The organism is Paenibacillus glycanilyticus (assembly GCF_051200795.1).
Taxonomy (GTDB): Bacteria; Bacillota; Bacilli; order Paenibacillales; family Paenibacillaceae; genus Pristimantibacillus; species Pristimantibacillus glycanilyticus.
In genome coordinates this window covers 1830117-1852750 of the sequence record NZ_CP195155.1, presented here as the reverse complement: position 1 = coordinate 1852750, position 22634 = coordinate 1830117, and the positions used below count along the sequence as shown (strand labels likewise).

Genomic DNA, 22634 nt, shown 5'->3' with positions numbered 1-22634 from the left:
TCACCACTCCATCTCTTCTATATATAATTAGCTTTCCTTTATTTCTTCGCGTAGGAATTAAACTCGTTGGTGTACAAGTCTTCCGCCTTAACCTGGCCTTTCTTCAAATCACCGTTAGCTACGAGCCAATCAATCCAGACCTGATATTCGCCCGGCGTTATAACGCCTCCGGCCTTCGCAATTCCGGTGCTCTTCCAATATTTCAGATTTTCGGTTGGCTCGTTGGGATCGCGCTTTTTGATTATGGCTTCGAACCGCTGAATGACCTCTTCCCGCGGAGTCGTGCGCGCCCATTCTATAGCCTTGGCTACTCCTTCGACAAACTGCTTCACCGTGTCCGGGTTCTTCTTGATATAATCCTCCCGGAAGAAATAATCGCCCGCCGTAAATTCCGTCTTGTAGACGTCCGTATCCTTAAAGAGCTCAACAATGCCCCCTTTGTCCAGGGCTCGGTCTCTTGCGATACCGCTCATAAGCACAACGTCAATCTGTTTGCTGCGCAAAATTTGCTCGGCATTGGCGGACGGAATCGTCACAAGCGTCACTTGTTCGATTTCCTTTTCGGTCAAGCCGCCTCTCCTTAAATAATCCTTTGTTACAAATTCCAAATGGGCTCCCAGCGTATTGACGCCAATTTTTTTGCCGATAAAATCCTTTGGCGATTTAATCGGGCTGTCTGCCAGCACGTATGCGCCGATGTAAGTATTCTTATCACTGCCGTAAGAGCCGATAACGGATTTAATCTTTACGTTTTGCGAGATGGACTTGATGATCGCCCCATTAAAAGCCGAACCGAAATCAATCTGTTTCGTTGCCGTCAATTGAATGCTTTCCGGTCCACCCGTCGTGCTCCCGATCGATTCCAGCTCCAAATCGCCGAGATACCCCAAATCCTTCGCCAGCTCAGGGAACGATACGCTTCCCGGCGCCGAATTGTACTGGAGCACCTTGTCTTCTTCCCCCGACTTCGCCTTGCTCTCGGAGCAGCCTGCAAGCAGCGCGCTAACTAAGCCCATCGTTAACAAAAAAGCATGAACGTGAGTAAATCGTTTCTTCATAAGACCCTCTCCCGACCTCTTCATATTTATTGATGCGATTGCTGCGGCTGCTTGCTGTATGGATGAACCGGAACGGATAAGCCCAGATTCCCCCGCAGCGTATGGCTTTCGTATTCCGTGCGGAACAATCCTCGGCGCTGCAGCTCCGGAATAACTAGCTCCACAATGTCGTTTAAACCTTCGGGGAACGTAGGCGGCATGATATTGAAGCCGTCGGCTCCGTCATTCAAGAACCATTCCTCCAACTGATCCACGATCTGGGCGGGCGTGCCTACTATTTCCCGGTGTCCCCTTGCTCCTGCGATAAATTCGTACACCTCGCGCAGCGTGCTTAAGCCTTCCCGCTCCGCAAGAGCGCGTATGATATTCGTGCGGGTCTGCGGGTTCGTCTTGTCCTCGTTCTCCCCGCTTGCCGGAAGCGGCGCATCCACATCGTAACCGCTCAAATCGACGCCGATAAAATTCGATAAGTACTCCAGACCAACCTCTGGCGAAATATAGCTGTTTAACTCCTTGCGCTTCGCAATCGCTTCGGCTTCCGTGTGCGCGACCGTAATAAACACGCCCGGCATAATTTTCAGGTCATCCGGCTGGCGTCCGTATTTGGCGAGGCGCCCCTTCACGTCCCGGTAGAAGGCCTGCGCTTCCTCCAGCGTCTGCCAGGCGGTAAATATGACCTCGGCTGTCTTCGCGGCAAGCTCTTTCCCCGCCTCCGAGGATCCCGCCTGCACAATAACGGGATAACCTTGCGGCGTCGACGGAGCATCCAGCAGACCTTGCACTTTAAACCATTCCCCTTGGTGATCAACGGGGTGCACCTTGTCAACGTCCAGGAACCGGCCATTCTCCTTGTCGATAACAAGCGCTTCCTCTTCGATGGAGAACCAGAGCTTCTTCGTCAATTCAACGAATTCTTCCGCCCTTTCATAGCGACGAGCATGCTCGAGATGCTTTTCCTTGCCGAACAGCTGCGCCTCCTTCTCGTTGCCCGAAGTCACTACATTCCAGCCGGCGCGTCCCCCGGATAAATGGTCGATAGCCGCGAACTTGCGCGCTACCTGGAACGGCTCGTTATAAGTGGTCGTAAGCGTCGCCGTCAGACCGATATTCCGGGTGACTGCCGCAAGGGCCGAGATAATGATCAGCGGATCAAGCTTAATGGTTGAGGTAGCAAAGTTGCCTAAGCGCTTGAGGCCAAGGATATCCGCGAAAAAAATCATATCGAACTTGCCCCGTTCCGCCGTCTGCGCCAGCTCCTTTAAGTACTCCAGATCCAAGGTACGGCGAGGATCCGTGGACGGATAACGCCAGCTGGCCACATGATGGCCCGGCAGGTTAAAGAAGGCTCCAAGCTTCATTTGTTTTTTGGTCATACTCACCACTCCTAGTATTCCTATATTTTTAATAAGTTTTAATACAAAAAAATATCCGCTTCGTTTATACCTGCTGCTTCCATTTGGACAATTTACGTTCCAGCACGCTTAGTCCCTGATTAATCAACAAGCCAAGCAAAGCGATCGTGAGGATACCGGCAAACATTTCGGGGATTTGAAAGTTATATTGGGAATACGTGATGAGGTAGCCGAGTCCTTCCTTGGCACCTACCATCTCGGCGGCGATAAGGACGAGAATGGCTCCGGTTCCCGCCATCCGGATTCCGGTAAAGATCGTAGGCACCGACGCCGGAAGTATAACTTTGAGGAACAGCTTATAAGACGAGAGATTCATGGACCGGGCTGATTTGATCAGCAGCGGATCGACGTTGCCGACGGCGGCGATCGTGTTCAGAAGAATCGGCCATGTGCAGGCGAACAAAACGATGGCGATTTTGGATGTCTCTCCGATGCCGAGGATGAGCATAAACACGGGAAGCAAAGCAAGCGCCGCCGTGTTGCGGAACAATTCCATAACCGGATTAAGCAGCTCCCTCGCAAGTGGATACCAGCCAATCGCAAGCCCTAACGGAATGGCGATAACAAGAGCCAGAGCAAATCCGCTTAACGAACGGATCATGCTCGCCGCAAAATGATGGAACAGCTCGCCGGACACTATCAAATGCCACAACGCCTGAATGACATCGGAGAACGGGGGCAGAAAAGCCGGATCCGCGAAGCCCGCTAGGGGAGCAAACTGCCAGACCAGCGCCAATAGAATCAGGACGATAGACTGCTTGAACAGCTTGCGGATATTAAGCGAAATGCCCAGCTTGATCTTTCTAGTCTGCAAGGGTCTAGGAACCGCTTTTACATTTTCCATTTCGATACGCTCCTTTCGTTAATCCGTTAGATGTACGCACCTTGGTACTCCAGCTCATGCAATAAGCTCCATACCTCGTGCCGCGCCTTTACAAACTCCGGATTGGAGCGGATGTCCGCATCATCCAGCCGGTGCTTCAAGGGGATATCGACGATCTTCTTCACCGTACCCGGACCGGGAGTCAGAACAACAACGCGTTCTCCCAGGTATACCGCTTCGTCAATGCCATGCGTGATGAAAATAATCGTTTTTTTCGTTTTCTGCCAGATCCGAAGCAGCTCGCTTTGCAAGGTTTCCCTCGTCTGCGCGTCAAGCGCCGCAAACGGTTCATCCATCAACAGAACATCCGGGTTAAAAGCAAGGCTTCTGGCAATCGCTACGCGCTGCTTCATGCCTCCGGACAATTCATGGGGATACCGGTTAGCAAAGGCACTCAAACCAACTAAAGATAGAAAATGCTCCGCTAATTCCCTCCGCTCATGCTTCGGGATGCCTTTGGCTTCCAGCCCGAACTCGATATTCCCTCTTGCCGTCTTCCAGGGAAACAAAGCATATTGCTGAAAAACAATCCCTCTGTCGAGGCCCGGACCGGTAATTTCTTTCCCGTCCATGTAGATACGTCCGCTAGTTGGAAGCGACAGACCGCTAATGAGATCAAGCAGGGTTGATTTTCCGCAGCCGCTTGGTCCTACCAAGGTAATAAACTCGCCTTCCTTGACGGAAAAGCTCAAATCTTTAACCGCCGTAAACTGCTGCGTCGCCCCTTTTTGCTTTGGATCGCGCACGATAAAGCTTTTTGCCACATTCTCGAATCGAAGCTTTTCTAATGCCGGCATCTCTCTCACCCTTTCTCTTTTACCCGGCAATAACAAAAAAAGCGCAGCCGACCACAACGTAAGTTGGTCTTCTGCGCTTCCAGTTGCCCGGTCAGCGGTTCGTTTGTTTGGATGGTTCATCCAATAGGTGCCAATTAATACCAAGTAAAACCATGAGATTAATATATCATAAACTTTTTGGTTGTCAATATAGGCCATTTAGGCCAATTTTAAAGTCCCAGGCAACGATTGCGCGACCTTGTCAACAATGTCCGAAATCGCAAAAACCCGCCTTCTACTTGGAGAAAGCGGGTTCCTATTCTCAATTATTGCCGGCCTAAAAATGCCGCTACTTCGGCGAGGCGGGAAGCATAACCCCACTCGTTATCATACCAGGCGGCAACGGATAAAAGTCCGCCCTGTACATGAGTCAGCGGAAGATCGATAATCGAAGAATGGGAATCGCCTACGATACGCGAGGAAGCCCACTCTCCTTCCAACACATCAAGAACTCCGTTAAGCGGGCCTTCCTGCGCGGCTTTACGGAACATATCGTTAATTTCCTGTGCGGTACACGGCTTCTCCGTAACCAGATTCAGCTCCGCGATACTTCCGGTACGCGTCGGAATCCGGTAAGCCTTGCCCGTAATTTGCAGATCCGGCCAAATAAACTTAAGCGCCTTTGCCGCCCCCGAAGAGGATGGAATAATATTTTCCGCGGCTGCCCAGGAATCCCTTCGGTCTCTCATCGGCTGATCGGTCAGCGATTGCGTATTCGTATAGGAATGCACCGTCGAGAATAAGCCGTATTGAATGCCGAAGTTTTCCAGGACCAGCTTAACAACGGGAGCAAGCGCATTGGTCGTGCAGCTCGCCATGCTGATGATTTTATGCTTCTCCGGATCAAAGCTGTCGAGATTGATCCCTTTCAGCAATACCGCATCGCAGTCGTCAAGGGTTTTGCTTGGTCCGCTGACGAGAACGCGCTTCGCACCGCGCTCCAGGTGAAGCTCCGCTACCTGTCTGGTCACCGCGCGCCCCGTGCAGTCGATGACAAGCCCAACGCCAAGCTCGCTCCAATTCGGAATTTCCTGCGACGAGTTCAAATACAGAATGGAACGGTCGCCGATTTTGATCGTTCCCTCTGTGCCGGCCACGGGCTCCGGCCAACGCTTGTAGTTCGTATCGACTTCAAAGAGAGCCGCAAGCGTGGCCTCGTCTTTAATATCCGAGATGGATACCGGCACAAACAGCTGGTCCTGCAAAGCTACCCGAAGAAGTTGTCTGCCGATCCGTCCAAAGCCGAAAATAGCAATATTGTTCATGTCCCGCTCCTGCCTGCGCATCGTTGGCGCAATCGAATTTTTACCTAATAAAAGGTTAAAGGTTATTCCTTCAGCCAAGCGTTCGCCAGCAGCATCGCTCCGCGAGCGGCAGCCGTGTCTGCCAGGGCATTCAGCATGACAAAATCGTGAATCGTTCCCTGGAAGCGCACCTGCGTAACCCGCACGCCAGCCTCGCGAAGCTTATTGGCGTATGCCTCGCCTTCATCGCGAAGGACGTCCGCTTCGCCCGTAATGATCAGAGCTTGCGGCAAGCCGGCAAGCTGCTCGGTTGTCGCGCGCAGCGGCGAGGCATAGTTTTCCTCCCGTTCCTCGCGGTTTGTCGTATATTGATCCCAGAACCAGGCCATAGCGTCCCGGCGAAGGAAGTAACCCGTCGCGAATTCCTTGTAGGATTCGGTCTCATTCCCTGCATCCGTAACCGGATAGAAAAGCAGCTGTTTATGAATCTGAGGTCCTTTGCGTTCTTTTGCCATAAGTGTTATCGCAGCCGTCATGTTACCGCCAACACTGTCCCCTGCCACGTAAAGCCGGCTTGTATCCAGGCCATGCTCTTCGCCGTTCTCCGCTATCCATTGCAGGGCAGCATAAATTTCTTCGATCGCTGCCGGGTATTTGGCCTCCGGCGACAAGCTGTAATTCGGGAACACAACGGCAGCCTCCGCTCCAACCGCCAGCTCGCGGATAAGACGGTCATGCGTATGGGCGTTGCCAAACACCCAGCCGGCGCCATGAATATAGAGAATAGCAGGGAGCTTCTTGGTCGTAGCGGGAGCGCGGAGAATGCGAATGGACACCTGCCCGCTTGGCCCGCCCTCAATCGTTAGATCGGTGATGTCGACATTAGGCTTCGCAATATGTCCGGCTTGAACGTTATCTACCGTTTCTCGGCCCTTTTCCGGACCAAGGTCGAACAAATACGGCGGATTTGCCGTATCCTGAGCGAATTTTAAAGCTTCCGGCTCCAGCACGATTTTCTTGCTTGCGGTTTTTTCTGTCATCTCTACCTCTCCTCACCTGATTGGATTGCATCCGATATGGACTTCCTCTATTAATCACCGTTATGCCAGGAATTGAATCTGTTCATTCCTCGTATAGGGAAGGGATTTACAATCAATAGTTTAGGACAAGATATCGTCAGAATATAGTGATAATTTTACTATTTTATTGTAAGTGAGAGTCCTACGATTTGTAAAATTTATATAAATAAAAACCGGTACGACTGAAGTATCAGCGTACCGGTTTGTTATTTTTGCCGTAACTTAGCCAAACGGATGAGCCAGATCCCCCGCAAACAGAAGGATCACCGCAGCTGCTATGACGAGATTCAGGACAGCGGGGAACATTTTGCCGAACGCGTGCTTTACTCTCAGATGCGACAAAATCGCAAATAACATCGTAATCCCAATCCAAACGCCCGCCCAGAATGCCATGCCGGGATACCAGTAGCCAATAAGGAGTCCAGCTGCTCCAATCAGCTGAACAAGACCCGTAACGACGCGGAACCACTGCGGCAGCTTGATCGACTCAAACAGCTCCACCTGATGTTTGGCACCGGTTAGCTTCGTAATTCCGAAGAAAACCATTGAGAACAGCAGCCAGCTTTGAATAATAATTGCTAAAATATGCATGTTTAAAATCTCTCCCTTTTTTGTTTTGGATCACTCATTAAACAGACACCATTTGGTGTCCTTTTATGAGTTTATAATATAACACCTTTTGGTGTCCTGTAAAGCGTTATTTTTAGTGAATCCGTGGAAAATGCAAAAAGGCCGCCTTCTCGTCTAATCGACGCTTAAGGCGGCCTTCCGTCTACTCATTACACTTTCAAATCGATATTGCCACCCAGATGGGGCTGCACGCTTTGCGCCATCATTTGGATCAACTGCTGCGACAGCTCCGTTGAATGGTCCTTCGCCATTTTGAGCACGCTGATTCCAACATCGTTCATAAGCTTGCTTTGGGACAAAGCAACGGACATAGCCGGAATATCCATCATTCCCCTCCTTTCAAATTTGACTTCACCTTTTGTATCGGAACATGAGCCATCCTACGTTAGGTTGTGCGCCGAAGATGTCTTACCCACCGTTTCCGGATCAGAACGACAATTAATACCAACGGAATATAGGCGTATATAAAATACAAACCAACCTCGGAATAAACAGCCGACAGCTTCTCGACCGTTCTGTGATCCCTGATGATTTCGCAAAGAATCGTAATCGCGATAAGACTCAAAGCTAAAAACAATCTCGGCCTTATGCGAAAAGCAATCTTGGTTGCGCGGCATGCCGACCATAAGTAGATGGAAATGCCGGCTATTATTTTGATAAACCATAACGAAATAGCAATGTACTCCAGCCTTTGAAGCAGCGGTACTTCAAAGATCCCTATCATATTTAACGTCGGCCAGATGGAATGGCGCAGCTGTTCTTCGGTGAAAAACATAAGGGCCAGAACCAAAATAACCAAATACAATAAAATGACCATAAAAAGGATAAGATGCGCCCATTTTTGCGATTTCTCCGGGGTTTTAACAAACGGATAAAACAAAAGAAGGATCTCGAAGCCAAGGAAATTAAAGGCCATGTCTTTGGAAGATAAAAGAACTTCAGCAAGGGAATGATTCCATAACGGCAGCAGGTTCAAAGGATGCAAATACGGGAAGGTAAGCGAAACCTGCGGGATAATCGATACGAGCGATATCATCGTCGCCCACACCGCGATACCCGTTACGGACCGGAGACCGCCCGACACGGCATAGTAGACAAGCAAGACGATAACGATGCTGACGTACAAAAAATTCATGCTTGGAAACAACCAGACTTGAATCAATTCGATATACACCTTGAATTTCACGAATGCCCCAAACACAAAGTACAACGCGATCGCCGCGTTAAGAAAGCTGCCCACTATTTTTCCGAACAGCTTGTTGTTGATTGTGGCTATATCGTTCGCATCTTCGCTAGCCGACAACAGCTTATAAATCATCCATAATAGAATATGAATGCTGAAACCCGTTATGATAACCGAGATCCACGCATTGTAACCGGCATGCTTAATAACCGTCCTTTGGTAAGTAAGCACGCCAATCCCGACCATGCTGACGTACAGCGGAAAGATGATTAAATAGGGAGATATCTTGTATTTCTCGCTGATATCATTGTTCAAATCCGCCTAACCTCCTGCGCCAGTCCGAATAATGCGAGCCGTTACGCTAACTGTCGCCGACAGCTCCTTGTAATGCTTCTGAAATTCTTGCGGGTTCCACTTCTTCGATCTGCTTCTGATCAAGTCCCCCAGGCCCAGCGGATCCACGTCATTGCTTTGCAATAAAGCAATAAATTTCAGAATCTCAGTCTGGCAATAGTTCTCTATGCAGGTCTCCAGCAAGGCAAGCTGCTCCGGCGAAGTAAGATCGATCCATTGAGGAACATCCTTTACTTGGGCATCAAGCTTTACCCGAATGTCCAGGGAGGCTGGAGGACCGATCTGGATCACTTTATACGTTGCTTTCGAATGAATGCTGTTCATTAAAAAATACTCGTCGCCGGCTTGATCCGATGCTTTCACCGGAACCATAATGCTGCCGTTTGACGAGTCTTCCGTCAGCAGCTTCATCAAAAAGGAATCCTTTATGCCGATCTTAGTCTTGAATTTGTCCTCTTTAAACAAGGCAATCCCATCCAGCTTGATTTCGCCCCGTTCCTCGGTGAAATGAGGCAAAAAGAAATCTCTTCCGCTCCCGTAAAAATCAAAAAACGTCAGGTGAAGATTAATCCTCGGCAAATTGCCGTATCTAATATTCTGCTCGATCATATCGGACATAAAATAGGGGTCATTCCGGTTTTCGGCTATGTTAAGCATCTTCAGAGCTTCCGTATCCGCAACGCCAAGATGAGCTCTCGAGGATATTTTAGGATCGCGGATCAGGCTTTCGATCGCCGTTTTTATCCCCTTGCGCGCAAAGCGTTCTCCGAATAACGCCATTCTTAATTGCCCGTATTCGATAGGGAAGTCAAGCTTCATGTTGAGCTTAGGCATGCTGTCATAGATGGATTTGGACTCCGTCACGTAAAATTCCAGCTTCGATTTTCCCTGTTCTTCGTAATTGGCGATTATGGCGCTGCTGGTTACCCCGTTCTCGACGGCATCGTACCCTATGGTTTGAACAAATTTAATGCTGTTGACTATGTTCGTATCGCCGCATGCCGTCAGCAGCGCGCTAAGAACAAGCATCAGGAGAACCTTGACTTTCAACACCGTCATACCCGCTTTCCAAATCATTCTCTGTCGAGATTATTCTGTTTTTTCACCTTGGCGGACTTGTACTTTACCAAGGATTCCGTTCTTAAGTAGCTTGGTCTCCTGTTGATGAATTCATAAGACGGACGTATAAAGCTGTCCTTCAAATCCCGGATTCTCATAGGGTGAATCGGTACAATGTACGGGACGCCAAGCGAGGTCAGACGGATTAAATGGACAAGCAGAAAACCGATTCCGATAAACATCCCCAGAGCTCCCCATATCGACGATGCAAGAATCATAGGAAAGCGCAAAAAGCGGATCGCGTTCGACATCTTGTAGATCGGCGTAGCGAAAGAAGCAAGCGCCGAGAAGGCGACGATAATAACGAGAATATTGCTCGTCAAACCGGCCAGAACCGTAGCTTGGCCAATTACGATACCGCCTACGATACCTAAGGTCTGACCGATCTTGGTCGGCAGCCGTGCGCCGGCCTCCCGGAGAAACTCGATTGTGATTTCCAGAAACAATACTTCAAGCAGTGGCGGAAACGGGACGTTTCTTCTCGAGAATATGAGCGGCTCCAGCAGATCCCTTGGGATAACCTCGTAATGAAAAGTGGTAATCGCGATATACATGGAGGTTGCGAACAAGGAAAAAATGACGCCGAAAATACGGATGAGCCGAAAGAAAGATCCCAGGATCCAAGGCAAATAATAATCCTCCGGAGAGATGAAAAAATCAAATAAGGTAGACGGACCGGTAACGAAATAAGGCGAGCCATCGCTAATAATCGCCACTTGCCCTTGAGTAAGCGCGTAAACGACGCGATCTCTCCGTTCCGTGGACAAAAATAAAGGGAATGGCGTTTTAGAATTGTCCGAGATAAACTGGTCCAGCTGGGAGGTATCGAAAACAACGTCAACATCGATATTATTCAGTCTTTGTTCCACGGTTTGCACATATTCCTTATTGGTTATCCCGTCGATATGAACGATGGCGACTCTGGTCTTGGACGTTGTCCCAATCAAGATTTCTTTTACAACCAGGTTGGGAATATTAACCTGAGACCGCAATAATCCGATATTCGTGTCCAGACTTTCCACAAACCCTACCTTTGGCCCGACAACGCTGAATTCATTTTCGGTATCGTTGTTTTGGCGTACTCCTTCAACTGTCGCGATATGGATAATGGCGTGCTTGCGGTCGTCCCGGGCAAACGAAGCTATGGCGCAGCCCTTCAATAGCTTCGCTTGAAGAACTTCCACCTGATCCGATATTTCCACGTTCTCGACCGGAATCCAGTTTTTCAAGTCCTCAAGGCGTTCAAGATCCGAGTCCAGCGAACGGTTTTGCATAGGGAGAAGTACATTCGTCTGAAGGGTTTTTTCGTCAATCAAAGTGCTGAAATAGCAGATATTCAGCGTTTTGCTGCCCGCGGCAACCTGCAGCGATTTGTAATCGCTGGATTGGCTTATCAACTTTTTCAACTCGATTAAATCCTGGAAATCGGTCTTCAAATCATCAGCCATTTCAAATCCTCAAATCTCCATTTATGGTAATGGTATTGTGACCATAACTACCCTCAATCATTCTCGATTGATGCTCCCGGCATATATCGAACACACAAAAAACTCCTTGGTTATCAAGGAGTTTTTCAATGCGTTTTTGTTATTTGGGCCGATGTTACAGCTTGTAATCCGGCGTATAAAACTCGGTAAGAAAGCGGTAAAACAATTGCTCCGTCGGAAGCAGCTTGCGCTGGGTCGGACAGATGACCCCTATGCTTCGCGTAACCGCGGGATCTGCCAGCGGAATTTTCACCGTCGATTGCGGAATGGTCTCCACCAACGTAACCTCCGGCATAAGGGCAATCCCGAGGCCCGCCGACACCAGGCCTTTCAGCGCATCGATATCATCCCCTTCAAACGCGATATGGGGCGTGAAGCCGATTTCGTGGCAGGCACTCAGTACGATTTTACGGAAAATCGTTCCTTCCGGGAGCGTGACGAAGGACTCATCCTTGATCTCCGACAGCTGTATGCTGGACCTGTTGGCAAGCGGATGATGGATGGGCAGCAGCGCAACAATCCGTTCCGTAAACAAAAGCTTTTGCTCAATATGTTTATCCTCTTCCGGCAGCGGGGCAATCATGGCCAAATTAAACTCGCCGTTGACAACACCGTCAATCAAATCGCCGTAAAGGGCTTGTCTCATCTGAAACTTGGCTTCCGGATACTTTTTGCGAAAGGCGTAAATCGCCTTTGGCAGAACATGCGCCGCCAAGCTGATCGGGAAGGCAATACGAACAACCCCTTTTTCCGGATCCAAATATTCCTTTACTTCCCGCTCGGCCTCGTTCATCATGTGAAGCATTTGTTCCACTCGCTGCAGCAGAATCTTTCCTATCGGCGTCAGCTTAACTCTCCGTCCATTCCGGATAAATAAATCGACCCCTAATTCGCTTTCCAATTGAGCCAGCTGCCTGCTGACCGAGGATTGCGCAACATGCAGGACATTGGCGGCTTCAGTCACATGCTCTCTCTTTGCAACTTCCATAAAATATCGCATTTGTCTAACTTCCACTACACTCACCCTATCCTTCATGCGCAAAACGCATCAACTTTATCCTATCTGAATATTGTTGCGATTAAATATTTGATATTAATATTAAACTACTAAATTAAAAAAGAGAAATGAATAAGTTTTCCTACAAACCTTGAGGGAGTGTTACCGCGATGAGTATCGTAAAAGAAGTCGAACAAGCGAACACAGAAGCTGCCCACAGCTATATTGATGATCTGTTTGAAACCGTGCAAAAACGCAATCCGGGTGAAGTTGAATTCCATCAGGCTGTGAAGGAAGTGTTCCTGTCCCTGATTCCCGTGCTCGCTCAGCAGCCGAAATATATCGAGCATGCCGTCCTCGACCGCCTGGTTGAGCCGGACCGGATTATCTCTTTCCGCGTACCTTGGACGGATGACAAGGGCAAAGTGCAAGTTAACCGCGGGTTCCGCGTTCAATTCAGCAACGCCATCGGTCCTTACAAAGGCGGCTTGCGCTTCCATCCATCCGTAAACGCCAGCATTATCAAGTTCCTCGGGTTTGAGCAAATCTTCAAAAACTCGTTGACCGGCCAAGCGATCGGCGGCGGCAAAGGCGGCTCCGACTTCGATCCCAAAGGTAAATCGGATCTGGAAATCATGCGCTTCTGCCAAAGCTTCATGATGGAGCTTAGCAAGCATATCGGTCCGGATACGGACGTACCGGCAGGCGATATCGGTGTTGGCGCCAGAGAAATCGGCTATATGTTCGGCCAATACAAAAAGCTGGTCGGCGCTTACGAAGCCGGCGTTCTGACAGGCAAAGGGATCGGTTACGGCGGCAGCCTTGGCCGCAAAGAAGCAACAGGCTACGGAGCCGTATACTTCGTTGAAGAAATGATGAAGAGCGTAGGCCTCGGCTTTAACGGCAGCACGGTAGTTGTTTCCGGCTCGGGCAACGTATCCATCTATGCCATCGAAAAAGCCATTCAGCTTGGTGCGAAAGTTGTAGCCTGCAGCGATTCCAGCGGTTATATCTATCATGAGGCCGGCATTAACCTCGATACGCTTAAACGCCTGAAAGAAGTCGAAAACCGCAGATGCAAAGATTATGTTCTTGAGCATCCGGACGCGATCTACGTTGAAGGCTGTTCCGGCATCTGGTCGATTGCCTGCGATATCGCGCTTCCATGCGCAACGCAAAACGAGATCAACAAGGCTTCGGCTGAGCTGCTTGTCAATAATGGCGTAAAAGCGGTTGGCGAAGGTGCTAACATGCCTTCCACGCTGGAAGCTATCGATGTCTTCCTTGACAACAAAGTACTGTTCGCTCCAGCGAAAGCGGCAAATGCAGGCGGCGTGTCCGTATCGGCTCTGGAAATGGCGCAAAATAGCGCAAGACTGTCCTGGACGCTTGAGGAAGTAGATACCAAGCTCCAGCAAATCATGCACAACATTTATTCCGCGAGCATGAAAGCATCCGAAACATACGGCGTTCCGGGCAACCTCGTTATCGGCGCCAACATCGCCGGTTTTGTGAAAGTGGCCGACGCGATGATCGCTCAAGGCGTATAAATTAGATTAAACAAAACCACTTCTCCCTACACGCGGAGAAGTGGTTTTTTTACCAGCTACGGTTATGTTAAAGGTAGAGATTTATTCTTAAGTCCATTTCCTTGCCATAACAAGGACATACGGATGCTGGTGCGGCGGATCTTATCCTTTCGCGTTTCGTCGGAATCCGTAAAAAAGCAAGCATCGACGGCTATGCTGAGCAATGCCTCTTTCGCTGCCTGGGAAGCATACGGTTCTTGCTGGATAAGATAATGGCAAATCTGATAACAATAGGACTCATACCGCCGTAAGATAGCGATTTTTACTTGCCGGTCCATAGAGAAATATTCTCCCTTCTCCTCCTGTACAATCTAAGCTCTAGGATAAGAAAAACTATTTAATAAAACCTAAGGATAAACCTTAAGTTTTCCTTAAGAAGATGCTGGAAGAAAAAAAGCTCCCCCGCACAGGAACAGGTTGATTCGCCTGATTGCCCTTGAGGGGAGCTTCTTTGTTAATCGCTGCTTGATCCACCGCCTCCCGAATCGGATCCCGAGGACGAATCGTTCGAAGAAGAGCTGCTTCCATGATCATGATGGTGATGATGATGATGATCGTGATGCTGGCCGTGATGGTGATGGCGGTGGATATTATCATCCGAGTGGTTATTTATGATGGGAGAATGCAGATTGGGATCCACCGAGGAGTGTCCCGATCTCCTATTTCCGCTATTGGAACGGTTCCCTCTTGGACTGGAGGTTCCCATCACGTTGGATATGATGATGAAGGCAGCCGCTACAATAACGATGACAATCACAATGGACAAAATAAAATCCCTCCTCATACAATATCCATATTTTACCTAGAATTCGTTCACAAGATCAATCTTTTTTTCGCAAAAAATAAGGCAGCCGGTCGTAGTGACCAGCTGCCGCTGTAATAGGATTAAGCTTTTCAATCCTGACGATAACTTACGCTATACTTACTCTGCTTCGCCGCAGCTTCCGCCTCACTTCCAGCATGAGAACGTTTAGACTTGCCCAAACGCCGCCGAATACGTAACCTGCAGCTACATCGCTTGGATATTGCAAGTTGAAATAGATGAGGCTTATCCCTAACAAGAGGCATAGAAGCGCCGCGGCTGCAATCAGGACGACATGAACGATCTCCTGGCTGTAATGCCGCAAAATTAGAAAGACGCAAAATCCCAATACGGTAACCGCCGCAAAGGTATCCTCGCTTGGAAAGGTGCTGGTGATTGGAATACCGGAAGAAACGGGCCCCGTCCGATGAAAGACCATGCGAAGCCCTTCATTTAGAACGACACCACCAGCAATCGTCCAGCATACAAATACGATTTCCAGTAGCTTGTTATCGCCCTTGAATCGAATAACGATCAGGGTAAGGGCAATCACCGGGGCATACAGATAAATGCTGCCTATCTGCAGGAAATTCGCCATCAGCTCATGCCGGCCTGAGCCGATTATCATCAGGATCAAATAATAAGTCACTTCATCAAACTTCCCGAACTCCTGGGCAACATAATCTTGAATCATTCCGAACATAAGCGAGAGAGACAATACGAATGCGGCAAAGGCAACGAGCACCAAATATTTCGCTTTCCCCAATGAGCGTACATGGCGGACTCCTCCGCCAACTAGATCCAGCAGGAACGAAATGATACGGTACTTGTACTTTTTCAAGAGATTGTAGAGCAAAAACAGCAGACCTGAGGTAATCGCAAAGATAATCAAATAACGGTTCACCGTGGAGTGGTACGCTTCCCATTTAGGACCTAACACTTTTCCAAGCGAGATAAATAAGCTGACCCAAAAGACAGCCCCGGAATAAGCATAAATCGCATACCGCCGAAACGGCATTCGGGTTACTCCGCAGAAGTAACCCGTAATATGCCTGACGCCCGGTATGAAATACGCGATAAACAACAGCTTATCGCCGTATTTCTCAAACCAGATTGTTAGGCGCTCCATTTGTTCCTCACCCATATGGAACCGATGCCCGTATTTCGTTATAAACGGTTTGCCTAACCAATAACCGATCCAATAGGAAAGCGTTATTCCGGTTGTAACACCGGCTGATGCCGTCAGAATGCTAAGAAGCCAGCTCAATTTCTTCTCGAATACGAGCATTCCCGCATAGCTCATCATAATCTCTCCAGGAAGAGGCAAGGCCAGCATTTCGAGGCATAACGAGAGAAAAATAATTCCGTAACCATACTGTTCAAGCCAAGCTGCGATATCGATGACGTATACCCCCTTGCTTCTTCCATTATTGTGAACCGGATATCGGCTATTCATCCTGATGAAGGATTAGGATTTTCGTGCGGCTCTGCCCTGCATCCATTCGTAAATAATCGGAATCATGAAGAAGCTGTTTAATGTGGAGGTAATCATACCTCCAATAACCACAATGCCAAGCACCTGAGAAATTACCGTATCCGCGCTATGCGAGAGTGCTAGAGGAATCAAGGTCAAAATCGTGGTGCCGGCTGTCATAAAGATTGGACGAACTCTGGACAAGCTGCCCTGAATAACCGCGTCGCGAAGCTCCATTCCTTCTTTTCGGTTACGCTCGATCTTATCGATAAGCACGATACCGTTCGTAACAACAATCCCCGTGAGCATCAACACGCCGATAAACGCCGCGAGATTCCACTGGCCATGAATCGCGTACAAAGAGATCACGATGCCTGACAAAGCAAGCGGAATGCTTAGCAATACGGCAAACGGCGCCTTCCAGCCTTTGAATACCATGCTTGTAATAAGCAGCACAAGCAAGATGGATACGGCAACCGCAATGACAATCTCGATAATCATCTGCGTGACCTGCTGGGTAATTCCGCCAAGCGAATAGCTTACTCCTTCCGGAAGCTGCAGATCCTTTAAGATCTTATCCACGTCTTTGGATACCTTGCTCATATTGCTCGAAGTGATCTGAGCCTGAACGACTGAAACCGGCTCGCCGTCCCGCTCCTGAATGGAAGATAATGCATTGCTTTTTTGCATCGTTACAAAGGAATCGAGCCGGTAAGCTTTCCCGCCGCTGCCTTTAACGGTCTCTGCCGATAAGGAGGCAAGCACCTGTTCCGGCGAATACACCGGCACGGATGAGCCGGTCGCTGTTCCCTCTTTTACCGAATCGATATATACATCCACCGGAATCGTACCCGTTCCCGTTGATGTCGAGATGTCAAAATCCTTTGCTTTGGAGGTATATCTGAGCAATAGCTTATTGACCTCATCCGGATCAATGCCGTCAGCAAGGGCCTTGTCTTTATCTATCGAAAGCTCGTATTTAGGATTACCGTTCGTCAAATCCGTCTGGCCGGTCACGCTAAGTCCCGGAATTTGAACCAGCTTCGCGCGTACTTGCCCGGCTGTTTTTTCTAGCGTCAGCTGGTCCGCGCCGGCTAACATGATCTTGATCGTCGAGTCATCGCCGGCGATATTCTGATTAGTGACCGTGATCGCCCCTTGGCCCGACACCTTATTCAAATCCGACTGCAAAGAAGGAATAAATGCCTTGACGCTCTTCTTGTCTTTCAGCTGAATGGAAAGATTGGCAACGTTTGGCTGCTGGATAAATCCTCCGCCTTGGTCAAATACATCGTCTGCCGTAGGCGTAAAGCTGGAGCCAAAAGTAGCGGTATAAGAAGCAATGCCAGCATTATGTTGAAGTTCGTTTTCGACGACTTTGACTTCTTTATCGACCTCCGACAAAGGCGTCCCTTTCGGAAGCTCCACCTTAACGGCCACCTGCCCGCTTGCGGTGCTTGGGAGCAGGCTGAATGGAAGCTGCGATCCAAAGATTGCTGCAGCCACAAACAGAATGAGCGAGAGGCTTACCACGGTTTTTTTGCGCTTCAGTGCCGACAGAAGCAATGGCTTCATAAGCGGCTCCAGCGTTACCGCTTCCGACTTCGGTTTGCTCCAACCCATCATCGCAAAGGTTGGGATGACAATCATGGCAACAAGGAACGATACGGTCAGGGCAATAACTACCGACCAGGCAAAACCGGAATAGGAAGCCCCGATAATGCCGCCTACCAAAGCTATAGGAACATATACGGCTATCGTTGTTGCGGTTGATGCAAAAATCGCCGGCAGCATCTCAACAACCGCAGCGGACAGAACGCCAAGAACCGGCTTCTCTTTGTTCTCTTGAATTCTCCGGTACATATTATCCAGGATGACAATGGCATCATCCACAATCCGGCCCATCGCAACGATAAGTCCGGACACCGTCAAAATGTTCAGCGTAATGCCCATTGCTTTCAATACGGCTGTTGTTGCGAGCAGGGAGATTGGCAGCGTAACGGCTATCAACAAGGTAGAACGCACATTCCGGAAGAAGAATAAGACGCAAAGCATAGAGAACACGCAGCCTAGTAATCCTTCCCGGACAAGTCCTAACAGTGAACTGTTCAGATCATGTGCGCGGTCGGTGAGCAATTCCATCTTGACGTCCCCGCTCTGAACAACCGGGATCTGATTCACGCGATGCTTGACCTGCTTGGCCACATCCGTTATGGTTGCGGTTGGCGTTTTTATGACATTAAGCATGACATTAGCTTTCCCGTTCGTGCGGGAAACGGTTTTCACATCCGTCAGAGACGGATAGACGGCAGCAATAGCGGATAAGGGAACACGGTTTCCGTCTTTATTTTTAATCATAAGCTTGCTCAACTGATCTTCTGTCAGATCCCAGCCCTCAACCTTGATCGGGAACGACGCTTTGATATTCGCGATATTGCCTTGCAGACTCGGAATATCTGCCGTAATGGATTTATTGAAATCATCGAGAGTCAGATTATTCGCCACAAGATCCTTCATGCGGAGCACGACGACATAACCTTTGTTTGCTCCCCCTACCGTCTGAACGTCGGAAACGCCCGGAACGGATTTTAATTGGTTAACGATGTCGGTCTGGGTAGATGACTGCAAAGTTAAATCATCGATTTTACCGCTGTTTGACGTAAGGCTGTAACTCAAGATCGGAAAAGTGCTGGACGTCAGCCTGGTTACAGCAGGTTTGTTTACGCCGTCGGGCAGCGCCGCATCGTTTAACGCTTGCTTGATGGCATTCTCGGCTTTGCCCATATCATAGTCCATGGGATAGTAAATATTCATTAATACCCCGCCGTCATACGAGGTTGTCTCCAAGTTCGTTATTCCGTTCGTCTTGCGGATCGCATCCTCAATTGGTGCCGTAATGTCCCGCTTGATTTGATCTGCTTGATACGAAGACGCACGCAGGGACACCATTAAGGTTGTGTTATTGATGCCGGGAAGGTAATCCCGCTGCATTTGCAACGCCGATACGGCCCCCCATGCCAAAATTAATACGACGCTAATTAAAATAATGGCTGATCTTTGCATAACTGCTTCTATAATTCGCTTCATTATTTACTCTCCTCTCCTGTCTATATAGGGAAAGACTCCGGTATGGGCGGAATTGTTCATTCGCGATAGAATATTTTTTCTTCCAAAATCCGGTTGTTTTATTGGCTAATAAAAACGGCTGCCGTCATACGTGATGCCCGGCAGCCGTTGTGATTTTTCGATTTCCGTTACGCTTAATTATTCCGAGAATATGAAAATAGAGCGATTAGTTGCCCGTAACCAGCAGGTATGCCAGAAATACGGCTGCAAGCGCAAAGCGGTAATAAGCAAAAGGCGCAAGCTTAAAGCGTTCAAGGAGCTTCAAGAACGTAATAACCGCAACTAGCGCCACCACAAAAGCGACCAGGAAGCCGGTAATAAAAAAAACCGCATCCGACGCTGTTAAGGTGTCATAGCTTTTTAATAATTCGAATCCGCTGGCGGCTACCATCATCGGAATTGCAATCAGGAACGAGAAGTTGGTTGCCGCTCTATAACCAACACCAGCCAGCAATCCTCCCGCAATTGTCGCCCCCGAGCGCGAGAAGCCAGGCCAAAGCGCCAGACATTGAAATAATCCAATATAAATGGCCTGCTTATAAGTAATCTGATCCACTCCGGTCGATTGGACGGAAGACTTGCTGCTGCTCTCGCCAAACAGCATAAAGATCCCTCCGAAAACCAAGCCTACAAGCACGGTGTACGCGGAGAATAAATACGAAGTAATAAACGAGTGCAGAACTAGCCCCAGCACCATCGCAGGCAAGCAGGCAAGGATAATATGAAGAAGATTAAGTTTGCCTGGCTGCTTATCTTGCTGATTTTCAGCCATGTCCGGCGATAGTCTCCCTATCCCCAGAAGGTTTAATATTCTGCGCCAATAAATAACGGCAACTGCCAGAATGGCTCCAAGCTGTATAATAATTTCAAAGGTATCCGCCTTGTCGCCGGTAAAGTTCAACAGCTTTCCCGACAAAATCAAATGGCCCGTTGAAGACACCGGAAGGAATTCGGTTAATCCTTCTATGATGCCCTGAACGACGGCTGTAAGAATGTTTTGCATAACGGAATAACTACTCCTCTCGTAAATCACGCCTTAATTAAACTTCTCCTAATGTAAGGCGAAGATCTCAACGAGCTGTGAATATTCAATTAAATTTTTATTAACTATTATGAAGAAAAATAAAGAAGCCTGATCCTCTGATCAGACTTCTCTTTACCCTCTGCAGCGATAGCCGGCCCCCCATACCGTTTCGATATAGTCGGGGTTAGCAGAGTCCTTTTCAATTTTTTCGCGAATTTTCCGGATATGCACGGTAACCGTCTGCATATCCCCAAGCGCGTCAACTCCCCAAATCCGCTCAAAAAGATGTTCTTTGCTAAATACTTTGTTGGGGTGACTCGCCAGGAAGTACAGCAGATCAAATTCTTTCGTTGTTAATACGGCTTCTTCATCATTCACATAGACCTTGCGCGTATCCGGATCGATATACAAATCGCGAATTTGAATGATGTTTTTGATATCCTTTTTGCCGACCAGCCGCTCATACCTGGCCAGATGGGCCTTCACTCTAGCAACCAGCTCCGCCGGCTTAAACGGCTTGGTAATATAATCGTCAGCGCCAAGGCCTAAACCCCGAATCACGTCAATATCGTCATGGAGGGAAGTGACGATAAGAATCGGAATGTCCTGCTTCTCCCTTATTTTCTTGCAGACCTCAAATCCGTTCATCTTGGGAATCATCAGGTCCAGAATGACCAGATCGTAAAGACCGGACAAGCTCATGGCCAGACCCGCTTCTCCATCCCCGGCAACCTGCACTTCATACCCGTTAATCTCCAGGTAATCCCGCTGAAGCTCCGCAATCGTTGTATCATCTTCAATCAACAAAACCGATTTTATCATTTCCCTCCCCCTTCCCTTGAATGAATAGGCAGACTCAAGCTGATGGTTGTACCGGCTGTCCACTTGCTTGCCGCCGTGATTTCTCCGTTATGGCTCTCCATAATTTGCTTTGCAATGGCAAGCCCCAGACCGCTGCCGCCCGTCTTATTGCTTCGCGATTCGTCGGCGCGATAGAAGCGCTCGAATATGTGTTCAAGATCCTTGTCCTTCATCCCGATCCCGTTATCCGAAATCTTCATGACCGCTTGATGGCCCGCCAAATAAGCCTTCATCCGGATAACCGGCAATGGTTTGTCCATATATCTGACGCTATTGGAGATAATATTGTTCAGCACGCGTTTGAATTGATCCCTGTCCATGCGCACGAAATATCCGGCAGGCACATCCATATCGGGCTCGAACGCGATTGATTTTTTCTCAAGCTCGAATTGAAGCTCCTCCGATAAATCGTTTAGAAAAGGCAAGAGCTCTACCGCTTCAAACTGGAATGGCTGACGGTTAAGATCAAGCTTGGAGTACAAAAAGAGTTCGTTGATCAGATGCTCCAGCTCCGCCGCCTTCGCATCGATGGTTTTCATGTACCTGGCGCTTTTCTCGGGCGTGTCCGCCACACCTTCCATTACCCCGTCAATATAACCCCGTATGGCGGTAAGCGGCGTTCTCAGATCATGCGATATGCTTGCGATCAACTCTTTGCGGTTCACCTCGTATTGCGCTTGGATCTGAATGGACTCCTGCATGCGCGAACGCATATCCTCAAATGCCATGCTTAATTGGCCAATCTCGTCTTTGCCCTCAACCTGAAGCTTGAAGTCCAGGTTTCCGTTCTTCATCTCCCGCGCGGCTGTCCGCAAGGTCCGCAGGCGGCGAATAATGTTTTTGGACATATAAGTCGTCAGCAGGACATGGGTAATAATCAAAATCAACAAAGAACACACAAATAAGGTGGGGAAATACTTGCGGATGAAGTAGGTAAGCGGATCTTCCTTCGATATAATAAACAGGCTTACCGGTTCATCCTTAAACATGACGTCAAACTGCAAAAATACATAATTCGTATTTCCTTCTTTTTTCTCCGTATAACCGTTTGAAGAATTCGGCCGTGCATATTCCGGCAAATCCGCTGCCAGCCGAGGGCTTTGCGCCATATTTTCCGAGCGGTAATAGATGGCATCGCCTCTTCTGACGATGATACCGGAATCGTTCTTCTCCAAATCGGCGGACATATCATTCAAATATGTCGAGTCCAGCAATAAATCGGGATGCCGAACCGAGGTGCGTTTGATTTCTTTGACCGCATGCTCGACGGCTTCGTGGCCAAACCTGTTTTCCGTCGTTTCGTAAACGCCCTTTAGATTCTTCACATCCCCTTGGTAGAAGATAACCAGGAGCAGACTGATAACCAGGATCGAGATTAGCGGTATGACCAGCATGGCCGCATAAGATAATAGCAATTTAAAACGTATGGACATGCAAGGTAAATCTCCTTAGGGAAACAAAATAAGATGCAGCTTG

At 48.7% G+C, this 22634-nt stretch carries 20 protein-coding genes; 1 reads left to right on the top strand and 19 read right to left on the bottom strand.

Features of this window, described 5'->3' with window-relative positions; all coding sequences use genetic code 11:
- Positions 1–38 precede the first annotated feature (38 nt).
- From ACR9FF_RS08290 to ACR9FF_RS08235, 12 genes are all read right to left on the bottom strand, one after another.
- Positions 39–1058 (bottom strand): ABC transporter substrate-binding protein, encoded by a 1020-nt coding sequence (locus tag ACR9FF_RS08290; protein ID WP_127496068.1) that lies wholly within the window; start codon positions 1056–1058, stop codon positions 39–41.
- Between the two features lie 26 nt (positions 1059–1084).
- Positions 1085–2431 carry an LLM class flavin-dependent oxidoreductase gene (locus ACR9FF_RS08285; protein WP_435170275.1) on the bottom strand — a complete coding sequence of 449 codons (1347 nt, stop codon included), beginning with the start codon at positions 2429–2431 and terminating at the stop codon, positions 1085–1087.
- A 64-nt stretch (positions 2432–2495) separates the two neighbouring features.
- Positions 2496–3314 (bottom strand): ABC transporter permease, encoded by an 819-nt coding sequence (locus tag ACR9FF_RS08280; RefSeq protein WP_127496070.1) that lies wholly within the window; start codon positions 3312–3314, stop codon positions 2496–2498.
- A gap of 26 nt (positions 3315–3340) precedes the next feature.
- Positions 3341–4150: an ABC transporter ATP-binding protein gene (locus ACR9FF_RS08275; protein WP_127496071.1), complete on the bottom strand. Its 810-nt coding sequence runs from the start codon at positions 4148–4150 to the stop codon at positions 3341–3343.
- Between the two features lie 305 nt (positions 4151–4455).
- The gene (locus ACR9FF_RS08270; RefSeq protein WP_435170272.1) at positions 4456–5454 is read right to left on the bottom strand and encodes a type I glyceraldehyde-3-phosphate dehydrogenase; all 999 of its coding nucleotides are present in this window, start codon (positions 5452–5454) and stop codon (positions 4456–4458) included.
- Positions 5455–5516: 62 nt separating this feature from the next.
- Positions 5517–6473 (bottom strand): alpha/beta hydrolase, encoded by a 957-nt coding sequence (locus ACR9FF_RS08265; protein WP_435170270.1) that lies wholly within the window; start codon positions 6471–6473, stop codon positions 5517–5519.
- A 261-nt stretch (positions 6474–6734) separates the two neighbouring features.
- Complete coding sequence (locus ACR9FF_RS08260; RefSeq protein ID WP_317979078.1) at positions 6735–7103, bottom strand: DoxX family protein; 369 nt, start codon at positions 7101–7103, stop codon at positions 6735–6737.
- A 188-nt stretch (positions 7104–7291) separates the two neighbouring features.
- Positions 7292–7468 carry a YjfB family protein gene (locus ACR9FF_RS08255; protein WP_435170268.1) on the bottom strand — a complete coding sequence of 59 codons (177 nt, stop codon included), beginning with the start codon at positions 7466–7468 and terminating at the stop codon, positions 7292–7294.
- 59 nt (positions 7469–7527) lie between these two features.
- Complete coding sequence (locus ACR9FF_RS08250) at positions 7528–8640, bottom strand: GerAB/ArcD/ProY family transporter (protein ID WP_435170266.1); 1113 nt, start codon at positions 8638–8640, stop codon at positions 7528–7530.
- Positions 8641–8646: 6 nt separating this feature from the next.
- Positions 8647–9732 carry a Ger(x)C family spore germination protein gene (locus ACR9FF_RS08245; protein WP_435170264.1) on the bottom strand — a complete coding sequence of 362 codons (1086 nt, stop codon included), beginning with the start codon at positions 9730–9732 and terminating at the stop codon, positions 8647–8649.
- A 20-nt stretch (positions 9733–9752) separates the two neighbouring features.
- Positions 9753–11246 (bottom strand): spore germination protein, encoded by a 1494-nt coding sequence (locus tag ACR9FF_RS08240; protein ID WP_435170262.1) that lies wholly within the window; start codon positions 11244–11246, stop codon positions 9753–9755.
- Positions 11247–11400: 154 nt separating this feature from the next.
- Positions 11401–12300, bottom strand: coding sequence for a LysR family transcriptional regulator (locus ACR9FF_RS08235; RefSeq protein WP_435170260.1), 900 nt, complete (start codon positions 12298–12300; stop codon positions 11401–11403).
- A 152-nt stretch (positions 12301–12452) separates the two neighbouring features.
- Here ACR9FF_RS08235 and gdhA point away from each other — a divergent pair, with 152 nt between their 5' ends.
- Entirely contained in the window at positions 12453–13832 is a 1380-nt protein-coding gene (gdhA, locus tag ACR9FF_RS08230) for an NADP-specific glutamate dehydrogenase (RefSeq protein WP_435170258.1), read from the top strand.
- A gap of 62 nt (positions 13833–13894) precedes the next feature.
- Here the strand turns inward: gdhA and ACR9FF_RS08225 are convergent, their stop codons facing one another.
- The 7 genes from ACR9FF_RS08225 to ACR9FF_RS08195 form a co-directional block, all read right to left on the bottom strand.
- Positions 13895–14149, bottom strand: coding sequence for a hypothetical protein (locus tag ACR9FF_RS08225; RefSeq protein WP_201004239.1), 255 nt, complete (start codon positions 14147–14149; stop codon positions 13895–13897).
- A gap of 176 nt (positions 14150–14325) precedes the next feature.
- Positions 14326–14637 carry a hypothetical protein gene (locus tag ACR9FF_RS08220; protein WP_435170256.1) on the bottom strand — a complete coding sequence of 104 codons (312 nt, stop codon included), beginning with the start codon at positions 14635–14637 and terminating at the stop codon, positions 14326–14328.
- Positions 14638–14782: 145 nt separating this feature from the next.
- On the bottom strand, positions 14783–16129 hold the full coding sequence (locus ACR9FF_RS08215; protein ID WP_435170254.1) for a VTT domain-containing protein: 1347 nt from the start codon (positions 16127–16129) through the stop codon (positions 14783–14785).
- Positions 16130–16141: 12 nt separating this feature from the next.
- The gene (locus tag ACR9FF_RS08210; RefSeq protein ID WP_435170252.1) at positions 16142–19234 is read right to left on the bottom strand and encodes an efflux RND transporter permease subunit; all 3093 of its coding nucleotides are present in this window, start codon (positions 19232–19234) and stop codon (positions 16142–16144) included.
- A 205-nt stretch (positions 19235–19439) separates the two neighbouring features.
- Entirely contained in the window at positions 19440–20276 is an 837-nt protein-coding gene (locus ACR9FF_RS08205) for an undecaprenyl-diphosphate phosphatase (RefSeq protein WP_435170250.1), read from the bottom strand.
- Positions 20277–20429: 153 nt separating this feature from the next.
- Positions 20430–21119, bottom strand: coding sequence for a response regulator transcription factor (locus ACR9FF_RS08200; protein WP_127496090.1), 690 nt, complete (start codon positions 21117–21119; stop codon positions 20430–20432).
- Positions 21116–22591, bottom strand: coding sequence for a sensor histidine kinase (locus tag ACR9FF_RS08195; RefSeq protein WP_435170247.1), 1476 nt, complete (start codon positions 22589–22591; stop codon positions 21116–21118). The genes ACR9FF_RS08200 and ACR9FF_RS08195 overlap by 4 nt, the downstream gene beginning before the upstream one ends.
- Positions 22592–22634 lie beyond the last annotated feature (43 nt).

Coding starts and splice junctions, on each gene's coding strand:
- ACR9FF_RS08280 (WP_127496070.1), bottom strand. CDS start 3,314: ATGGAAAATGTAAAAGCGGTTCCTAGACCCTTGCAGACTAGAAAGATC.
- ACR9FF_RS08240 (WP_435170262.1), bottom strand. CDS start 11,246: ATGGCTGATGATTTGAAGACCGATTTCCAGGATTTAATCGAGTTGAAA.
- ACR9FF_RS08200 (WP_127496090.1), bottom strand. CDS start 21,119: ATGATAAAATCGGTTTTGTTGATTGAAGATGATACAACGATTGCGGAG.
- ACR9FF_RS08270 (WP_435170272.1), bottom strand. CDS start 5,454: ATGAACAATATTGCTATTTTCGGCTTTGGACGGATCGGCAGACAACTT.
- ACR9FF_RS08215 (WP_435170254.1), bottom strand. CDS start 16,129: ATGAATAGCCGATATCCGGTTCACAATAATGGAAGAAGCAAGGGGGTA.
- ACR9FF_RS08255 (WP_435170268.1), bottom strand. CDS start 7,468: ATGGATATTCCGGCTATGTCCGTTGCTTTGTCCCAAAGCAAGCTTATG.
- ACR9FF_RS08225 (WP_201004239.1), bottom strand. CDS start 14,149: ATGGACCGGCAAGTAAAAATCGCTATCTTACGGCGGTATGAGTCCTAT.
- ACR9FF_RS08265 (WP_435170270.1), bottom strand. CDS start 6,473: ATGACAGAAAAAACCGCAAGCAAGAAAATCGTGCTGGAGCCGGAAGCT.
- ACR9FF_RS08275 (WP_127496071.1), bottom strand. CDS start 4,150: ATGCCGGCATTAGAAAAGCTTCGATTCGAGAATGTGGCAAAAAGCTTT.
- gdhA (WP_435170258.1), top strand. CDS start 12,453: ATGAGTATCGTAAAAGAAGTCGAACAAGCGAACACAGAAGCTGCCCAC.
- ACR9FF_RS08285 (WP_435170275.1), bottom strand. CDS start 2,431: ATGACCAAAAAACAAATGAAGCTTGGAGCCTTCTTTAACCTGCCGGGC.
- ACR9FF_RS08210 (WP_435170252.1), bottom strand. CDS start 19,234: ATGAAGCGAATTATAGAAGCAGTTATGCAAAGATCAGCCATTATTTTA.
- ACR9FF_RS08205 (WP_435170250.1), bottom strand. CDS start 20,276: ATGCAAAACATTCTTACAGCCGTCGTTCAGGGCATCATAGAAGGATTA.
- ACR9FF_RS08290 (WP_127496068.1), bottom strand. CDS start 1,058: ATGAAGAAACGATTTACTCACGTTCATGCTTTTTTGTTAACGATGGGC.
- ACR9FF_RS08195 (WP_435170247.1), bottom strand. CDS start 22,591: ATGTCCATACGTTTTAAATTGCTATTATCTTATGCGGCCATGCTGGTC.
- ACR9FF_RS08260 (WP_317979078.1), bottom strand. CDS start 7,103: ATGCATATTTTAGCAATTATTATTCAAAGCTGGCTGCTGTTCTCAATG.